13 protein-coding genes are annotated in these 13,530 nt (G+C 57.5%); 2 read left to right on the top strand and 11 right to left on the bottom strand.

Features of this window, described 5'->3' with window-relative positions:
- Nucleotides 1–2: 2 nt before the first annotated feature.
- The 11 genes from prfB to ffh form a co-directional block, all read right to left on the bottom strand.
- A protein-coding gene (prfB, locus tag MARHY_RS04545) for a peptide chain release factor 2 (protein ID WP_113879872.1) occupies nt 3–1,098 on the bottom strand; the annotation gives its coding sequence in 2 pieces (ribosomal slippage) (nt 3–1,025 and nt 1,027–1,098; 1,095 coding nt in all).
- Nucleotides 1,099–1,184: 86 nt separating this feature from the next.
- Nucleotides 1,185–2,918 (bottom strand): single-stranded-DNA-specific exonuclease RecJ, encoded by a 1,734-nt coding sequence (recJ, locus tag MARHY_RS04540; protein WP_014420745.1) that lies wholly within the window; start codon nt 2,916–2,918, stop codon nt 1,185–1,187.
- Nucleotides 2,919–2,924: 6 nt separating this feature from the next.
- Entirely contained in the window at nt 2,925–4,325 is a 1,401-nt protein-coding gene (gene thrC / locus MARHY_RS04535; protein WP_011785738.1) for a threonine synthase, read from the bottom strand.
- A gap of 11 nt (nt 4,326–4,336) precedes the next feature.
- Nucleotides 4,337–5,638 (bottom strand): homoserine dehydrogenase, encoded by a 1,302-nt coding sequence (locus MARHY_RS04530; protein ID WP_014420744.1) that lies wholly within the window; start codon nt 5,636–5,638, stop codon nt 4,337–4,339.
- Between the two features lie 140 nt (nt 5,639–5,778).
- Entirely contained in the window at nt 5,779–6,513 is a 735-nt protein-coding gene (locus MARHY_RS04525) for a DsbC family protein (RefSeq protein ID WP_014420743.1), read from the bottom strand.
- A gap of 83 nt (nt 6,514–6,596) precedes the next feature.
- Entirely contained in the window at nt 6,597–7,502 is a 906-nt protein-coding gene (gene xerD, locus MARHY_RS04520) for a site-specific tyrosine recombinase XerD (protein WP_014420742.1), read from the bottom strand.
- Between the two features lie 96 nt (nt 7,503–7,598).
- Nucleotides 7,599–7,955 carry a 50S ribosomal protein L19 gene (gene rplS, locus MARHY_RS04515; protein ID WP_011785742.1) on the bottom strand — a complete coding sequence of 119 codons (357 nt, stop codon included), beginning with the start codon at nt 7,953–7,955 and terminating at the stop codon, nt 7,599–7,601.
- Nucleotides 7,956–7,980: 25 nt separating this feature from the next.
- Complete coding sequence (gene trmD / locus MARHY_RS04510; protein WP_014420741.1) at nt 7,981–8,739, bottom strand: tRNA (guanosine(37)-N1)-methyltransferase TrmD; 759 nt, start codon at nt 8,737–8,739, stop codon at nt 7,981–7,983.
- 3 nt (nt 8,740–8,742) lie between these two features.
- Nucleotides 8,743–9,270 (bottom strand): ribosome maturation factor RimM, encoded by a 528-nt coding sequence (gene rimM / locus MARHY_RS04505; protein WP_011785744.1) that lies wholly within the window; start codon nt 9,268–9,270, stop codon nt 8,743–8,745.
- A 30-nt stretch (nt 9,271–9,300) separates the two neighbouring features.
- Nucleotides 9,301–9,540: a 30S ribosomal protein S16 gene (rpsP, locus tag MARHY_RS04500; protein WP_011785745.1), complete on the bottom strand. Its 240-nt coding sequence runs from the start codon at nt 9,538–9,540 to the stop codon at nt 9,301–9,303.
- A gap of 165 nt (nt 9,541–9,705) precedes the next feature.
- The gene (ffh, locus tag MARHY_RS04495; RefSeq protein WP_014420740.1) at nt 9,706–11,091 is read right to left on the bottom strand and encodes a signal recognition particle protein; all 1,386 of its coding nucleotides are present in this window, start codon (nt 11,089–11,091) and stop codon (nt 9,706–9,708) included.
- Between the two features lie 161 nt (nt 11,092–11,252).
- Here ffh and MARHY_RS04490 point away from each other — a divergent pair, with 161 nt between their 5' ends.
- Together MARHY_RS04490 and MARHY_RS04485 are read left to right on the top strand one after the other, a co-directional pair.
- Complete coding sequence (locus MARHY_RS04490; RefSeq protein WP_014420738.1) at nt 11,253–12,059, top strand: cytochrome C assembly family protein; 807 nt, start codon at nt 11,253–11,255, stop codon at nt 12,057–12,059.
- Nucleotides 12,060–12,150: 91 nt separating this feature from the next.
- Entirely contained in the window at nt 12,151–13,431 is a 1,281-nt protein-coding gene (locus tag MARHY_RS04485) for an HlyC/CorC family transporter (RefSeq protein ID WP_011785776.1), read from the top strand.
- Nucleotides 13,432–13,530: the final 99 nt, after the last annotated feature.

Here is a 13,530-nt window from a genome sequence, read left to right as displayed (position 1 = left end):
GTCTACAGCGCCATCTTCAGACTGGCTTCAATAAACTTGTCGATGTCACCATCCAACACCGACTGGGTGTTGCTGGTTTCCACCTTGGTGCGCAGGTCTTTGATACGGCTGTCGTCCAGCACGTAGGAACGGATCTGGCTACCCCAGCCGATGTCAGACTTGGAGTCTTCGGCTTTCTGTTTCTCTTCGTTACGCTTCTGCATTTCCAGTTCAAAGAGCTTGGCCTTGAGCTGCTTCATGGCCTGGTCTTTGTTCTGGTGCTGGCTTCGGCCGGCCTGACAGGCCACCACGATGCCCGTGGGGTTGTGGGTCAGTCGCACTGCGGATTCGGTCCGGTTTACGTGCTGACCACCGGCGCCGGAAGCGCGATACACATCGACCCGCAGATCCGCCGGGTTGATCTCGATTTCGAAGCTGTCGTCCACTTCCGGTGATACAAACACGGAAGAGAAAGAGGTATGGCGACGGTTGCCGGAATCAAACGGGGATTTCCTCACCAGGCGGTGTACGCCGGTTTCTGTGCGTAGCCAGCCGTAGGCATAGTCGCCCTGGATGTGGATGGTGGCACTCTTGATGCCGGCCACTTCACCTTCCTGCAGTTCAACGATTTCGGCCTTGAAGCCACGACGCTCGGCCCAGCGCAGGTACATACGCAACAGCATGTTGCCCCAGTCCTGGGCTTCAGTGCCGCCGGAGCCGGCCTGGATATCCAGGTAGGCGTTGTTGGCGTCCATTTCGCCGGAGAACATGCGGCGGAATTCGAGCTTCTCGAGTTCTTTATCAAGGTTTTCGAGATCGGCTTCGATTTCCTGGACAGTGCCTTCGTCGTCCTCTTCCACCGCCATGTCGAGCAGGCTTTCTGCATCGGCCAGGCCGTTGGTGAGGTTGTCGATGGTTTTAACGATCAGTTCAAGGTCTGAGCGCTCTTTGCCCAATGCCTGGGCCCGCTCGGGATCGTCCCAGACGGTGGGTTGTTCGAGTTCGCGTTCGACTTCGGTCAGGCGTTCACTTCGCTGATCGTAGTCAAAGATACCCCCTCAGCGCTTCGGTGCGCTCGCGAAGCTCTTTGATCTTCGTCACTATGGGATTAATTTCCATGAAACCTTGTCTCGCTTTGGAAAATGGTGCGATAAAAACAGAGGGCGGATTCTACCGGAATTTGCGGGTTAAATCAGCAAGCCTAATCAGCCCAAAGGTTCCAGGTAATCCACCAGAAGCTGCAAATTGGTCCGCCCCCGGAACGTATTGGCATCCGGCTTATAAACCACCCGCGCGCCACTCCGGGTAAAGTCCGGCACTTCCGGCCCGGTGTTGAAGGCGATGCCATCAATAATGCCGCCGCCCTCAACCGGCTGCAGCACCAGCTTCAGATGGTTCTCGCCGACAATCCGCTGGCTCACTACCCGGAATTCACCGTCAAACACCGGCTCGGGGAAGTGCTGGCCCCAGGGGCCGGCGCGTTTGAGCAGGTAGGCGGTGTCCAGGTTCAGCTCTTCCGGAGCCAGTGGGCCGTCAGTGGTGATGGCGGCTTCCAGGTCTTCCGGTTTCAACGTGTCACGCACGGCCTGGTCGAAGGCGTTGCTGAAACATGCGAGGTCGTCCCGGGCGATGGTCATGCCGGCGGCCATGGCGTGGCCGCCGTATTTTTTCATCAAGCCCGGATTCTTCGCATCAACCACGGCCAGCGCATCCCGGATGTGCAGGCCGGGGATGGATCGGGCAGAGCCTTTCAGGTGTTCGCCGTCGTCGTCGGGCGCAAAAGCAATGGTGGGGCGATGAGTCTGTTCGCGGATGCGGGCCGCCAGGATGCCGATCACGCCCTGGTGCCAGTCCTGGTCGAACAGGGCCAGCCCCCAGGGCAGGCCGTCAATATCGAGGGACATGGAGGCCAACAGGTCCTGGGCCTGGGCTTTCATGTCTTTTTCAATAGTGCGGCGTTCGCGGTTGAAGTTGTCCAGTTCCCGGGCCAGACGCAGCGCTTCGTCGCGACTGTCGGCGAGCAGGCAGGCGATGCCGATACTCATGTCGTCCAGCCTGCCGGCAGCGTTCAGGCGCGGGCCAACCACAAAGCCCAGATCGGTGGCGCTGATTTCGGTGTAGTCGCGGCCGGCTACTTCCAGCAGGGCCAGGATGCCCGGTCGGGCTTCGCCTTTGCGGATGCGGCGGATGCCCTGCTCCACAAAGATGCGGTTGTTATGGTCCAGCGGCACCACGTCGGCCACGGTACCCACGGCCACCAGGTCCAGCAGGCTACCCAGGTTAGGCTCCGGGTCCGGCAGCCGGTTGTTGTCTCGCAGGTACTTACGCAGCGCCGTGAGCACGTAGAACATCACGCCCACTCCCGCAGCATTTTTGCTCAGGAACGGACAACCGGGTTGATTGGGGTTCACAATGGCATCGGCATCTGGCAGCTCTTCTCCGGCCAGATGGTGGTCGGTGATAACCACTTTGATGCCCAACTCCCGGGCAGCACGCACGCCTTCGATGGCGGAGATGCCGTTGTCGACGGTCACCAGAAGATCCGGCAAATTCCCGTCTTCCTGCAACCGGTGGATGATGCCGGGTGTCAGGCCGTAGCCATCAGAGAATCGGCTGGGCACCCGGAAATCAATCGCCGCCACACCGAGCATCGACAAACCCAGCATAGCCACCGAAGTACTGGTGGCCCCATCGGCATCGAAGTCCCCCAGCACCATTACCCGCTGTTTCTGCACTATGGCCTCGGCCAGCAGTTCAACTGCGCGATCAATACCGCGAAGCTGCATCGGCGAAGCCAGGTGTTTCAGGGTGTACTGGAGCTGGTCGTCGGATTGCACACCGCGGGCGGCGTACAGACGGCGAAGGATGGGAGGCAGGTTTTGCCCCCATCCCGTCACATCGGACGGCTGGGGGCGACGCAGGATCTTTTTAGGGGTCATGCCGGATCAGGCGTTCTTCCAATGCTTGGCGATAAAACCCTGCACCTCGGACACATTGTTATCCAGCACGGTGTAGCGCTCTTCCCGCTCGAACAGATCAGCCATGTGAGCCGGCAATTGCGGCTTCACGCTCAGGCCGGATTCGGCAATCGCATCCGGGAACTTGGCCGGGTGCGCGGTACCGAGAGTGATCATGGGCACAGCAGAGTCTCGGCGGCAGTTGCGGGCAGCGCGTACGCCAATGGCGGTGTGCGGGTCCAGCAGATATTCGTTCTGCTCGTAGACGTCACGAATGGTGTCGCAGGTGGTTTTATCGTCCACCGCATCGCTGTCGAACAGCTTGCGGGCGTGCTTCCAGCGGTAGTCTTCAATGCTGACCGGGCCTTTGGCTGCATTTTCCAGCAAGGCTTTGACCGCCGCGCCGTCACGGCCGTGCAGATCAAACAGCAGACGCTCGAAGTTGCTGGACACCATGATGTCCATGCTCGGCGACAGGGTATGCTCCAGCTGGTGCTGCTCATACTTGTTGCCGCTCATGAAGCGATGCAGGATATCGTTGCGGTTGGTGGCAATCACCAGCTGGCTGATGGGCAGCCCCATTTTCTTGGCCAGGTAGCCGGCGAAAATATCGCCAAAGTTGCCTGTGGGCACAGAGAACGCCATGCTGCGGTCCGGGCCACCCAGAGCGAGAGACGCCTGGAAGTAGTACACGATCTGGGCCATGATCCGGGCCCAGTTGATGGAGTTCACCGCCGCCAGCTGGGTTTTGCCGCCCAGGAAGGACTGATTGCCGAAGCTCTCCTTCACCATGCGCTGACAGTCGTCGAAGTTGCCTTTGACTGCGATGTTATGGATGTTGTCGCCCTGCACCGTAGTCATCTGGCGGCGCTGCACTTCAGACACTCGCTGATGCGGATGCAGGATAAAGATATCCACGTGCTCGCACCGGCGGCAGCCCTCGATGGCAGCAGAACCGGTATCACCGGAGGTGGCCCCCATGATCACAACGTGCTGGTTGCGCTTCTCCAGAACGTAGTCCAGCAAGCGGCCCAGCAGCTGCAGGGCAAAGTCTTTGAACGCCAGCGTCGGGCCACGGAACAGCTCCATCACCCACTCGTTGGTGTCCAGCTGAACCAGCGGTGCCACCGCCTGGTGGCTGAACACGCTGTAGGTTTCATCCAGCATCTTGCGGAAGTCGTCCGCCGGGATGGCATCCTCTACGAACGGATACATCACTTTATAGGCCAGCTCCGCATAGGGAAGCCCACGCCAGCTACGAATTTCTTCCAGGCTGAAGTGCGGCAACGATTCCGGCACATAGAGGCCACCATCGGTGGCCAGCCCGGTCAGAAGAACGTCCTCAAAGCCCAGTGCGGGAGCTTCACCCCGTGTACTGATGTATCTCACGTGCGTACCTGTCAGTTAAAGTTTTCTGCGCGAATGCGGACAACCTTGCCATCGATGTCGGCGAGGGATTCCATCTCGTCAATGGCCAGGTTCATCTGGCGCTCCTGAACCGTGTGGGTCAGGATGATGACCGGAATCCGGCCATCCTTGAATTCGGATTCTTTCTGCATGATTGACTCGATGTTGATGCCATGCTCACTCAGAATGGCAGCAATCTTGGCCAACACACCCGGATGGTCAAAGGCCTGGATTCGCAGGTAGTAAGCCGACTGGACATCTTCCATTGGCAGCACCGGCAGGTCTTCCAGGGCGTCCGGCGTAAACCCGAGGTAGGGAATGCGCTGCTGGCTGTTGCTGGCCACCGCGCGGGCGACGTCCACGATGTCTGCGATGACCGCAGATGCTGTAGCCTCATCCCCGGCACCAGGACCGTAATACATGGTCTGGCCAACAGCATCGCCATCCACCAGGACTGCGTTAAGAACGCCATCAACCTGAGCAATCAGATGACTCTGTGGCACCAGCGTCGGATGCACCCGCAGTTCAATACCGTCTTCACGACGACGGGCGATGCCCAGGTGCTTCACCCGGTACCCCAGCAACTCTGCGTGGGAAATATCATATGGAGTAATACCGGAAATTCCCTCGGTAAAACCTTTCTCAAACTGCAGGGGAACGCCGAACCCGGACGCCGCCAGGATGGTCAGTTTGTGAGCGGCATCAATGCCTTCCACATCGAACGTCGGGTCCGCTTCCGCGTAGCCCAGTGCCTGCGCTTCCTTGAGAACTTCACCAAATTCCCGGCCCGCGCGCATTTCGGTGAGAATGTAATTGCCGGTGCCATTGATAATGCCGGCAATGGTATCAATGCGGTTGGCGGCCAGGCCCTCGCGCACAGACTTGATCACCGGAATGCCGCCGGCAACGCCGGCTTCATAGGCAACCACGACGCCAGCCTTCTCCGCTGCGTCGAAAATCTCATTACCGTGCACGGCAATCAGGGCCTTGTTGGCAGTCACCACATGCTTGCCGTTGGCAATGGCCGCCAGCACCAGCTCTTTGGCCGCATCATAGCCACCAATCAGCTCCACCACGATATCAATCGAAGGATCGTTCACCACGTCATAAATGTCGGTACTGAACGGGACATTGCCCAGATCAAGGTCATCGCGGCTATGGCGGCTCGCCACCCGGGCAATCCGGATGTTGCAGCCGGCACGACCCGCAATAATCTCGGCGTTGCGAGTCAGGACATTGAATGTACCGCCGCCTACGGTTCCCAGTCCGCAAATTCCGACATTGACGTCTTTCAAGCTCTCACCTCTGATCCCGATGGGGGTGCTGATGGATTGCAATAAGGGGGCATAGTATACCGATTCAGGGCCGGCTGAATAAGCCCTGAATCGGTCACGCTTTCAACAAAGATGACGACTGGCGACGAACACCGACAGGGTCACAGAATACCGAGACCCTCAGCCAGATTTCGGGCCGGCACATAACCCCGAACCATATTGCCGTCTTCCAGCAAAATAGCCGGCGTGCCGGTCACACCCACCTGACCGCCGAGACGATACTGCTCTGCCACCGGGTTCTCACAACTCTTCTGCTCTACCGAACGCCCGGCCTTGGCGGCATCCATAGCGGCCTGCTGATCGTCAGCGCACCAGACCGAGATATATTTATTGAAGGAGGCCGTACCTGGCCCGGAACGGGGAAACGCGTAGTAATTGACGGTAATACCGTACTCATTCAACTGGGGCACTTCATCGTGCAACTTCCGGCAATAGGGGCAATCGATATCGGTAAACACATTAACGACCGCCTTCTCTTTACCCTTGGCCGGATACGAAATCACGCCCTTGCCACCATAATCCGCCATCAGGTCCTTACGGGAACCCGCACGGGATTCTTCAGTAACGTTGGCAATGCCGTTTTTGGTGATTTTCAGCAGATCGCCCGTCAGCAGATAGGTGCCGTCTTCCGTGGTATAGATGGTGTCGCCGTTGTTGCTCTGAACTTCGTACAACCCTTTTGCCTCAGATTCGCGAACAGAGTTTACCTTGAGACCGGGAACCGCCTCGGTCAGCCGCTGGGCAATGCGGTCTTCGGCTTCGCCTGCCTGGGAGGCTGGCGCCCCGACCAGGGTCAGCGCCAGTCCAATGGACGCTGCTACTGATTTGATGTTCATGAGCTTGAAACTACCTCTGTCGGTTTGTGTGGTGTCTGCGACACCGGAAAATCGGATTAGTTCAGCCTCCGGAGCGGCCGCAGTCAACCCCTGGGGTGGTGGGCCTGATGAAGATCCTGCAATCTTTGCCGCGCAACATGAGTGTAGATCTGGGTGGTCGACAGATCTGAATGCCCCAACAGCATCTGCACCACCCGAAGATCCGCCCCGTGATTGAGCAAATGGGTGGCAAATGCATGCCTGAGCGTATGAGGAGAAAGGTGCTTGGTGATTCCGCAGCGAATCGCATAATGCCGGATTCGATACCAGAAGGCCTGCCGGGTCATGGCGGTGCCACGATTACCCGGAAACAGGGCATCACTGGTTTTGCCTCGCAGCAGCTCGCCCCGGGCCTGCCGCATATACTGTAATAACCAGTCCACAGCTTCTTCACCCAGCGGCACCAAACGCTCCTTGCCGCCCTTGCCCTGTATGCGAACCACGCCCTGCCTCAGGTTGACCTGGTCCACCGTCAGCCCCGTCAACTCGGAAACCCGAAGTCCGCAGCCATAGAGAATCTCCAGCATGGCCCGATCCCGCAATTCTACCGGCAGCTCCGGGTCCGGCTCAGTCAGCAGCGACTCCACGTCGGCCTCGGTCAGGGTATCCGGCAAGCGCCGGGGCAACCTAGGGCTGTCAATCCGCAACGTTGGGTCTTCGGCAATAATGCCTTCACGCAACAGAAAACGATAGAAGCGCCTTACGCCAGACAGGCGGCGGGCCGCCGTGCTGGTTTTCAGGCCGTCGGACAAGCCCCGGGACATCCAGGCCAGAAGGTCTGTGCGTCGTGCGCTGCGCAGGGTTGGCGCCCCAGCTTGCTGCTCCAGCCACCCGGACAAACGGCACAGATCACTGGCATAGGCCTGCCGGGTTTGCTCGCCAAGGCCATCCTCAAGCCAGACCGCGTCACTGAAACGCTCTATCAACTGCTCATCTTCTGGCCTTGGCACAGCACCCTCTTCGATTCCGGAGTCATCGCAGGCATTAAACCATAAAAAAAGCAGCCCCTTGAGGCTGCTTTTTGGTACTGAACAGACGAGTCTGAATCAGTTAAGCTTTTCCTTGATACGAGCTGCCTTACCAGACAGATCGCGCAGGTAGTAAAGCTTGGCCTGACGCACGTCACCACGACGCTTCACACTGACGCTGTCGATCAGCTTGGAGTAGGTCTGGAAAGTACGCTCAACACCCACGCCGTAAGAGATCTTACGAACGGTGAAGGAAGAGTTCATGCCACGGTTACGCTTGCCGATAACCACGCCTTCAAACGCCTGCAGACGCTCACGGTTACCTTCAGTTACGCGAACCTGTACAACCACGGTATCGCCCGGCGCGAACGCGGGGATTTCCTTGGTCATCTGTTCTGCTTCAAGTTGACTGATGATGTTGTTCTTGCCGCTCATCGTAATGCTCCTGATACCCAATCTTTCAATGCCCTGATGACTCAGAGGCACCCGGTTCGTTCAAAATTTCTTCCAGTAACTGACGCTCTTCTTCCGTAAGTTCCCGCTTTTCCAGCAGGTCGGGGCGCCGCTCACTGGTTCGCCTCAACGATTCTTTCAATCGCCAACGCCGGATCTGTTCATGGTGACCGCCCAACAGAACTTCCGGCACCGCCTGACCTTCGTAAACCTCGGGCCGGGTGTAGTGCGGACAATCCAGCAATCCGTCGGCAAAGGAATCCTGCTCTGCCGACTGCGCATGACCCAGCGCTCCGGGGATGAGGCGTGTTACCGCATCAATTACAGCCATCGCTGCCAGCTCGCCACCCGAGAGAACGAAATCCCCAAGGGATACCTCCCGGTCGACTTCTGCCGCAATCAGGCGCTCATCCACACCTTCATAACGACCGGCAACGAGAATCAGCTGCTGCTCGGCGGCGAGTGACTCCACCACCGACTGATCCAGCCTTTCACCCTGCGGCGAAAGATAGACCACACAGGCCTTGCCGGGTGCCGATGCCCTGGCCGCCTGGATTGCGTCCCGCAGAGGCTGAATTTTCATCAGCATCCCCGGGCCACCACCATAAGGCCGGTCATCCACCGTGCGATGACGATCGTGGGTGTAATCCCGAGGATTCCAGCTCTGAAAGGTCAACAGACCTTCACGCACTGCCCTCCCGGTAATCCCGTAATCCGTCACCGCAGAAAACATATCCGGGAACAGACTGACTGCGCCAATCCACACCCGTCAGAACTCCGGATCCCAGTCAACCACCATGCGAGAGCCTTTGAGATCTACCTGCTGAACCACTTGATCCGGCAGATAGGGAATCAGACGCTCGCGCTGGTCAATAGAGCCCGCCGTAGCGTGCACCACCAGGACATCATTGGAGCCTGTCTCCAGAAGGTGATGCACCTTACCCAGGCACTCACCTTCTACCGTGAAGACATCCAGACCTTCCAGCTGATGCCAGTAGAACTCCCCTTCGGGCAGTTCCGGCAGTTGCTCGGTGGGAACCCGGATCTCCGCTCCGCAATAGGTGCGGGCTACTTCACGATCATCAATACCTTTAAGCCTGACGACGATCCCCTGCCCCTGGCGGCGACCTTCCTCAAGCCTGATCGGAATACGCTTGCCGTCCAGGAGCAGAGTCCAGTCACGGTAGTTCAGTATTCCGTCTTTCGGGTCTGTGTAAGAGAAGACCTTAAGCCAACCCTTTACCCCGAACACCGAGGTGATCCGGCCGATCACAGTTTCCTGCGAATTCTGCGTCATGCCTTTACAACCCCGGTACCAACAATGCTATTACTGAGCAGCCTTCAGCAGCTGAGCAACACGCTCACTGGCCTGTGCACCCTGGCCCAGCCAGAAATCAACGCGCTCACGATTAACACGCAGACGCTCTTCCTGACCACGGGCAATCGGGTTGAAGAAACCAACACGCTCAATGAAACGGCCGTCACGGGAGTTACGGCTGTCAGTGACTGTCAGATGGTAGAACGGGCGCTTCTTGGAGCCGCCACGAGCCAAACGGATTGTTACCATTTCGACCAATATCCTGTTCTGTTGTACGAACTTTGTACGATTCCCGACACACCGTTTCACGGCTGACGGGAAGACCCATACTCGAAAGGGGCGCTATTCTATGCGAAAAAAGCGCCAATGAAAACAGGGAAACCACCGGTTTCCCCATTTTATATGTAAGGCTTTTTACATACGGCCAAACGGGGGCATGCCACCACCGCCGCCGGGCGGCATCATACCACCCATACCGCGCATCAGGTTAGCCACCCCGCCCTTCTTGCCAAACTTTTTCATCATCTTCTGCATCTGCTTGTGCTGCTTGAGCAGACGGTTCACGTCCTGGATCTGGGTACCAGAACCGGCGGCAATCCGACGCTTGCGGGAGTTATTGATGACATCCGGATAACGGCGCTCTTTTGGCGTCATGGAGCAGATAATGGCTTCCATCTGACCAACCGACTTGTCGTTAACCTGAGCCTGTGCCATCTGGGCCATCTGCCCCATGCCCGGCAACTTGTCCAACAGTCCGCCGATACCGCCCATATTCTTCATTTGCTGGAGCTGGTCGCGGAAGTCTTCCAGATCAAAACCTTTACCCTTCTTGATCTTCTTGGTGAGCTTCTCGGCTTTCTTTCGGTCCAGCTTGCGCTCAGCTTCCTCAATCAGGGAGAGCACATCCCCCATACCAAGGATGCGGGAGGCAACACGATCCGGATAGAAAGGCTCCAGGGCGTCTGACTTTTCACCAATACCCAGGAACTTGATGGGCTTGCCGGTGATATGACGCACGGACAACGCCGCGCCGCCACGGGCATCGCCGTCGGTCTTGGTCAGCACCACGCCGGTCAGCGGTAACGCATCGTTAAATGCCTTGGCGGTATTGGCCGCGTCCTGGCCCGTCATGGCATCAACCACAAACAGGGTTTCAACCGGGTTCACCGCCTTATGCAGGCGACCGATTTCACCCATCATCTGCTCATCCACGTGCAGACGACCCGCGGTATCCAGGATAACCACATCAATGTGCTTGCGGCGGGCAGCCTCGATGGCACCATTGGCAATATCCACCGGGTCCTGCTCGGTGGTGCTGGGGAAGAACTCAACGCCCACCTCACCGGCAAGCGTTTCCAGCTGACGGATGGCCGCCGGCCGATAAATATCGGCACTGACCACCAGCACGGACTTTTTCTCACGCTCTTTCAGGAAACGGGACAGCTTGGCCACCGTCGTGGTTTTACCCGCACCCTGGAGGCCCGCCATCATAATAACCGCGGGCGGACGCGTGGCGAGGTTCAGGGATTCATTGCCCTCCCCCATGACTCGTTCCAGCTCCTGCTGGACAACCTTAACGAAGACCTGGCCCGGGGTCAGGCTGCGCTGAACTTCCTGGCCAATCGCACGCTCACGAACCCCTTCAATAAAGGCCTTGACCACCGGCAGGGCGACATCAGCCTCCAGCAGGGCCATCCTCACTTCACGGAGCGTGTCCTTGATATTGTCGTCAGTCAGGCGCGCCTGGCCCGAGATCTTGCGCAAGCTACCGGATAGCCGGTCCTGGAGATTCTCAAACATGTTGCTCTTCCGTACCCCGGAGAATTTGTTCACACAGATCAAGAAGCCAGGTCGGCCTGCTTGATTCCTGTTGCATAATCGCGACATTATACCCAGACTACGGAGCCTCTGAACAACTCCGCGCCGATTTCACTTCATCAGGCAACACGATTAAGGATGTCATGGGAACGCTGATTCTCGCGGTTACCGCACTTTTCCTCTATAGCGTTGGAACCGCGCTTCAGGCCCTCCATTTACGTGGCAAGGTCCACAGCAACCTGGCGGTTACGACACTGATTGGCGTGCTTGCCCTGATCGGCCATGGCCTGCTCATTGCCCAGACCGTACACCTGGACGGCGGCTTCGACTTCAGTTTCTTCAAGAGCTCCGTTCTGATCTCCTGGCTCATTGTCTTTCTGCTTCTGGGACTAAATCTGAGCAAACCCGTACAAAGCCTGTTCATTGCGGCCTATCCGATTGCAGCACTGACCATTGTCATGGCGCTGATTACCCACACACCGTCTCGTCTGGTGTCCGAAGAAAGCTACGGCATGCTGTCTCACATTGCCCTGTCAGTCACGGCATACAGCCTGTTTACCCTGGCAGCCATACAGGCGGTTTTACTGTACGTACAGAACCGGCAGCTCAAGCGCAACTACAACAGCTTGCTGGTAAGGAACCTGCCACCGCTGCAAACCATGGAGTCATTGTTGTTTGAAATGGTCTGGGCGGGCGTTGTGCTGCTGGTACTCGCCATTGTCACTGGCGCTGTTTTCATTGAAGACCTTTTTGCTCAGGATCTGGCCCACAAAACCATTTTTTCCCTGCTGTCCCTGCTGGTTTTTGTCGGACTGTTGGTAGGCCGCTACACCAAAGGCTGGCGCGGCATCACCGCCAGTCGCTGGACACTGGCAGGCTGCGCACTGCTGATGCTGGCCTTCTACGGCAGCAAGTTTGTTCTCGAGCTGGTTTTCCACCGGGGCGTCTGAGACCCGCCCCCCTTACTGACCTAACCCGCTTGACACCTGTTACCTTCAAATCCTATTTTCGCAACTTATCCTCAATATAAGGGCTGCTCTCTTGAACGAAACATCGCTCACCGCGCTGTTTATTCTACTTGTCGGACTGATCATCCTCTCTGCGTTTTTCTCCAGCTCTGAAACCGGCATGATGTCCCTGAACCGCTACCGCCTGAAACACATGGCGAACACCGGCCACAAAGGGGCCCAGCGAGCGCAAGGCCTGCTTAACCGAACCGACCAGTTGATCGGCGTTATCCTGATCGGCAACAACTTCGTGAACATTCTTGCGTCATCGATCGCCACGGTCATCGCGATTCGCCTCTGGGGCGACGCCGGTATCGCAATTGCCACCTTACTGCTGACGATCGTTATCCTCATTTTTGCCGAGGTCACCCCGAAAACTCTCGCAGCCCTGTTCCCTGAAAAAATTGCCTTCCCGGCCAGTCATATTCTTGGGCCGTTGCTGAAACTTCTGTACCCGCTGGTATGGACGGTCAACCTGTTTACCACCGGCATTCTTCGCGTTCTGGGCGTCTCCTCGGCCCAGGCCTCGGAAGATCATCTCAGCCGCGAAGAACTCAGAACCGTGGTGAACGAGGCCGGCGCACTGATTCCGGCCCGGCACAAAGACATGCTGGTCAGCATCCTGGATCTGGAGAATGTCACCGTCAATGACATCATGGTGCCCCGAAACGAAGTCGTCGGCATCGACCTGGAAGACGACACAGACACTATCCTGCGCCAGCTCAGAAGCAGCCAACACACGCGGCTGCCTATCTTCAAGGGTGACATCAACAACATTCAGGGCATTCTGCACCTTCGCAGCGCGGCCAGGCTGCTGCAGGAGGCAGACATCAACAAGGCGATGATCATGCAGCTGTGCCAGGAACCCTACTTCATTCCGGAGAGCACTGCGCTCAATACCCAACTACTGAACTTCCAGAAAGGCAAACGCCGGTTCGGCATTGTGGTGGATGAATACGGCGATGTACTGGGCCTGGCTACGCTTGAGGATATTCTTGAGGAAATCGTCGGGGAATTTACCACCGATTATGCCGCCACCTCGCCCGACATCATTCCCCAGGACAACGGCACCTTTATCATCGATGGCAGTGCCGCCGTGCGGACGATCAACAAGACCCTGGGCTGGCATCTGCCAACCGATGGCCCGAAAACCCTGAACGGACTTATCACCGAAACTCTGGAAAATATTCCGGACACCAACGTGTGTCTGAAAGTTGGCGGTCATCGTATTGAAGTCCTGCAAATCAAGGACAACGTGGTTAAAGCCGCCATTGTCCACCCCAAACGCAAGAAAAAGCGTGGCCGGAGTTTATGAACCTGATCGCAGGTTAGCGTTTATTCATGTTAATGCAGATCAAAATGCGCTAAATTTATCCAATAATCAGAACAGACAAGAATCAGGCTCGGTCATGTA

The sequence above is a fragment of the Marinobacter nauticus ATCC 49840 genome, assembly GCF_000284615.1.
GTDB classification, from domain to species: Bacteria; Pseudomonadota; Gammaproteobacteria; order Pseudomonadales; family Oleiphilaceae; genus Marinobacter; species Marinobacter nauticus.
This window is presented reverse-complemented; position numbering and strand designations above follow the sequence as displayed.

Coding starts and splice junctions, on each gene's coding strand:
- recJ (WP_014420745.1), bottom strand. CDS start 2,918: ATGACCCCTAAAAAGATCCTGCGTCGCCCCCAGCCGTCCGATGTGACG.
- MARHY_RS04525 (WP_014420743.1), bottom strand. CDS start 6,513: ATGAACATCAAATCAGTAGCAGCGTCCATTGGACTGGCGCTGACCCTG.
- rplS (WP_011785742.1), bottom strand. CDS start 7,955: ATGAGCGGCAAGAACAACATCATCAGTCAACTTGAAGCAGAACAGATG.
- rimM (WP_011785744.1), bottom strand. CDS start 9,270: ATGACGCAGAATTCGCAGGAAACTGTGATCGGCCGGATCACCTCGGTG.
- rpsP (WP_011785745.1), bottom strand. CDS start 9,540: ATGGTAACAATCCGTTTGGCTCGTGGCGGCTCCAAGAAGCGCCCGTTC.
- ffh (WP_014420740.1), bottom strand. CDS start 11,091: ATGTTTGAGAATCTCCAGGACCGGCTATCCGGTAGCTTGCGCAAGATC.
- MARHY_RS04490 (WP_014420738.1), top strand. CDS start 11,253: ATGGGAACGCTGATTCTCGCGGTTACCGCACTTTTCCTCTATAGCGTT.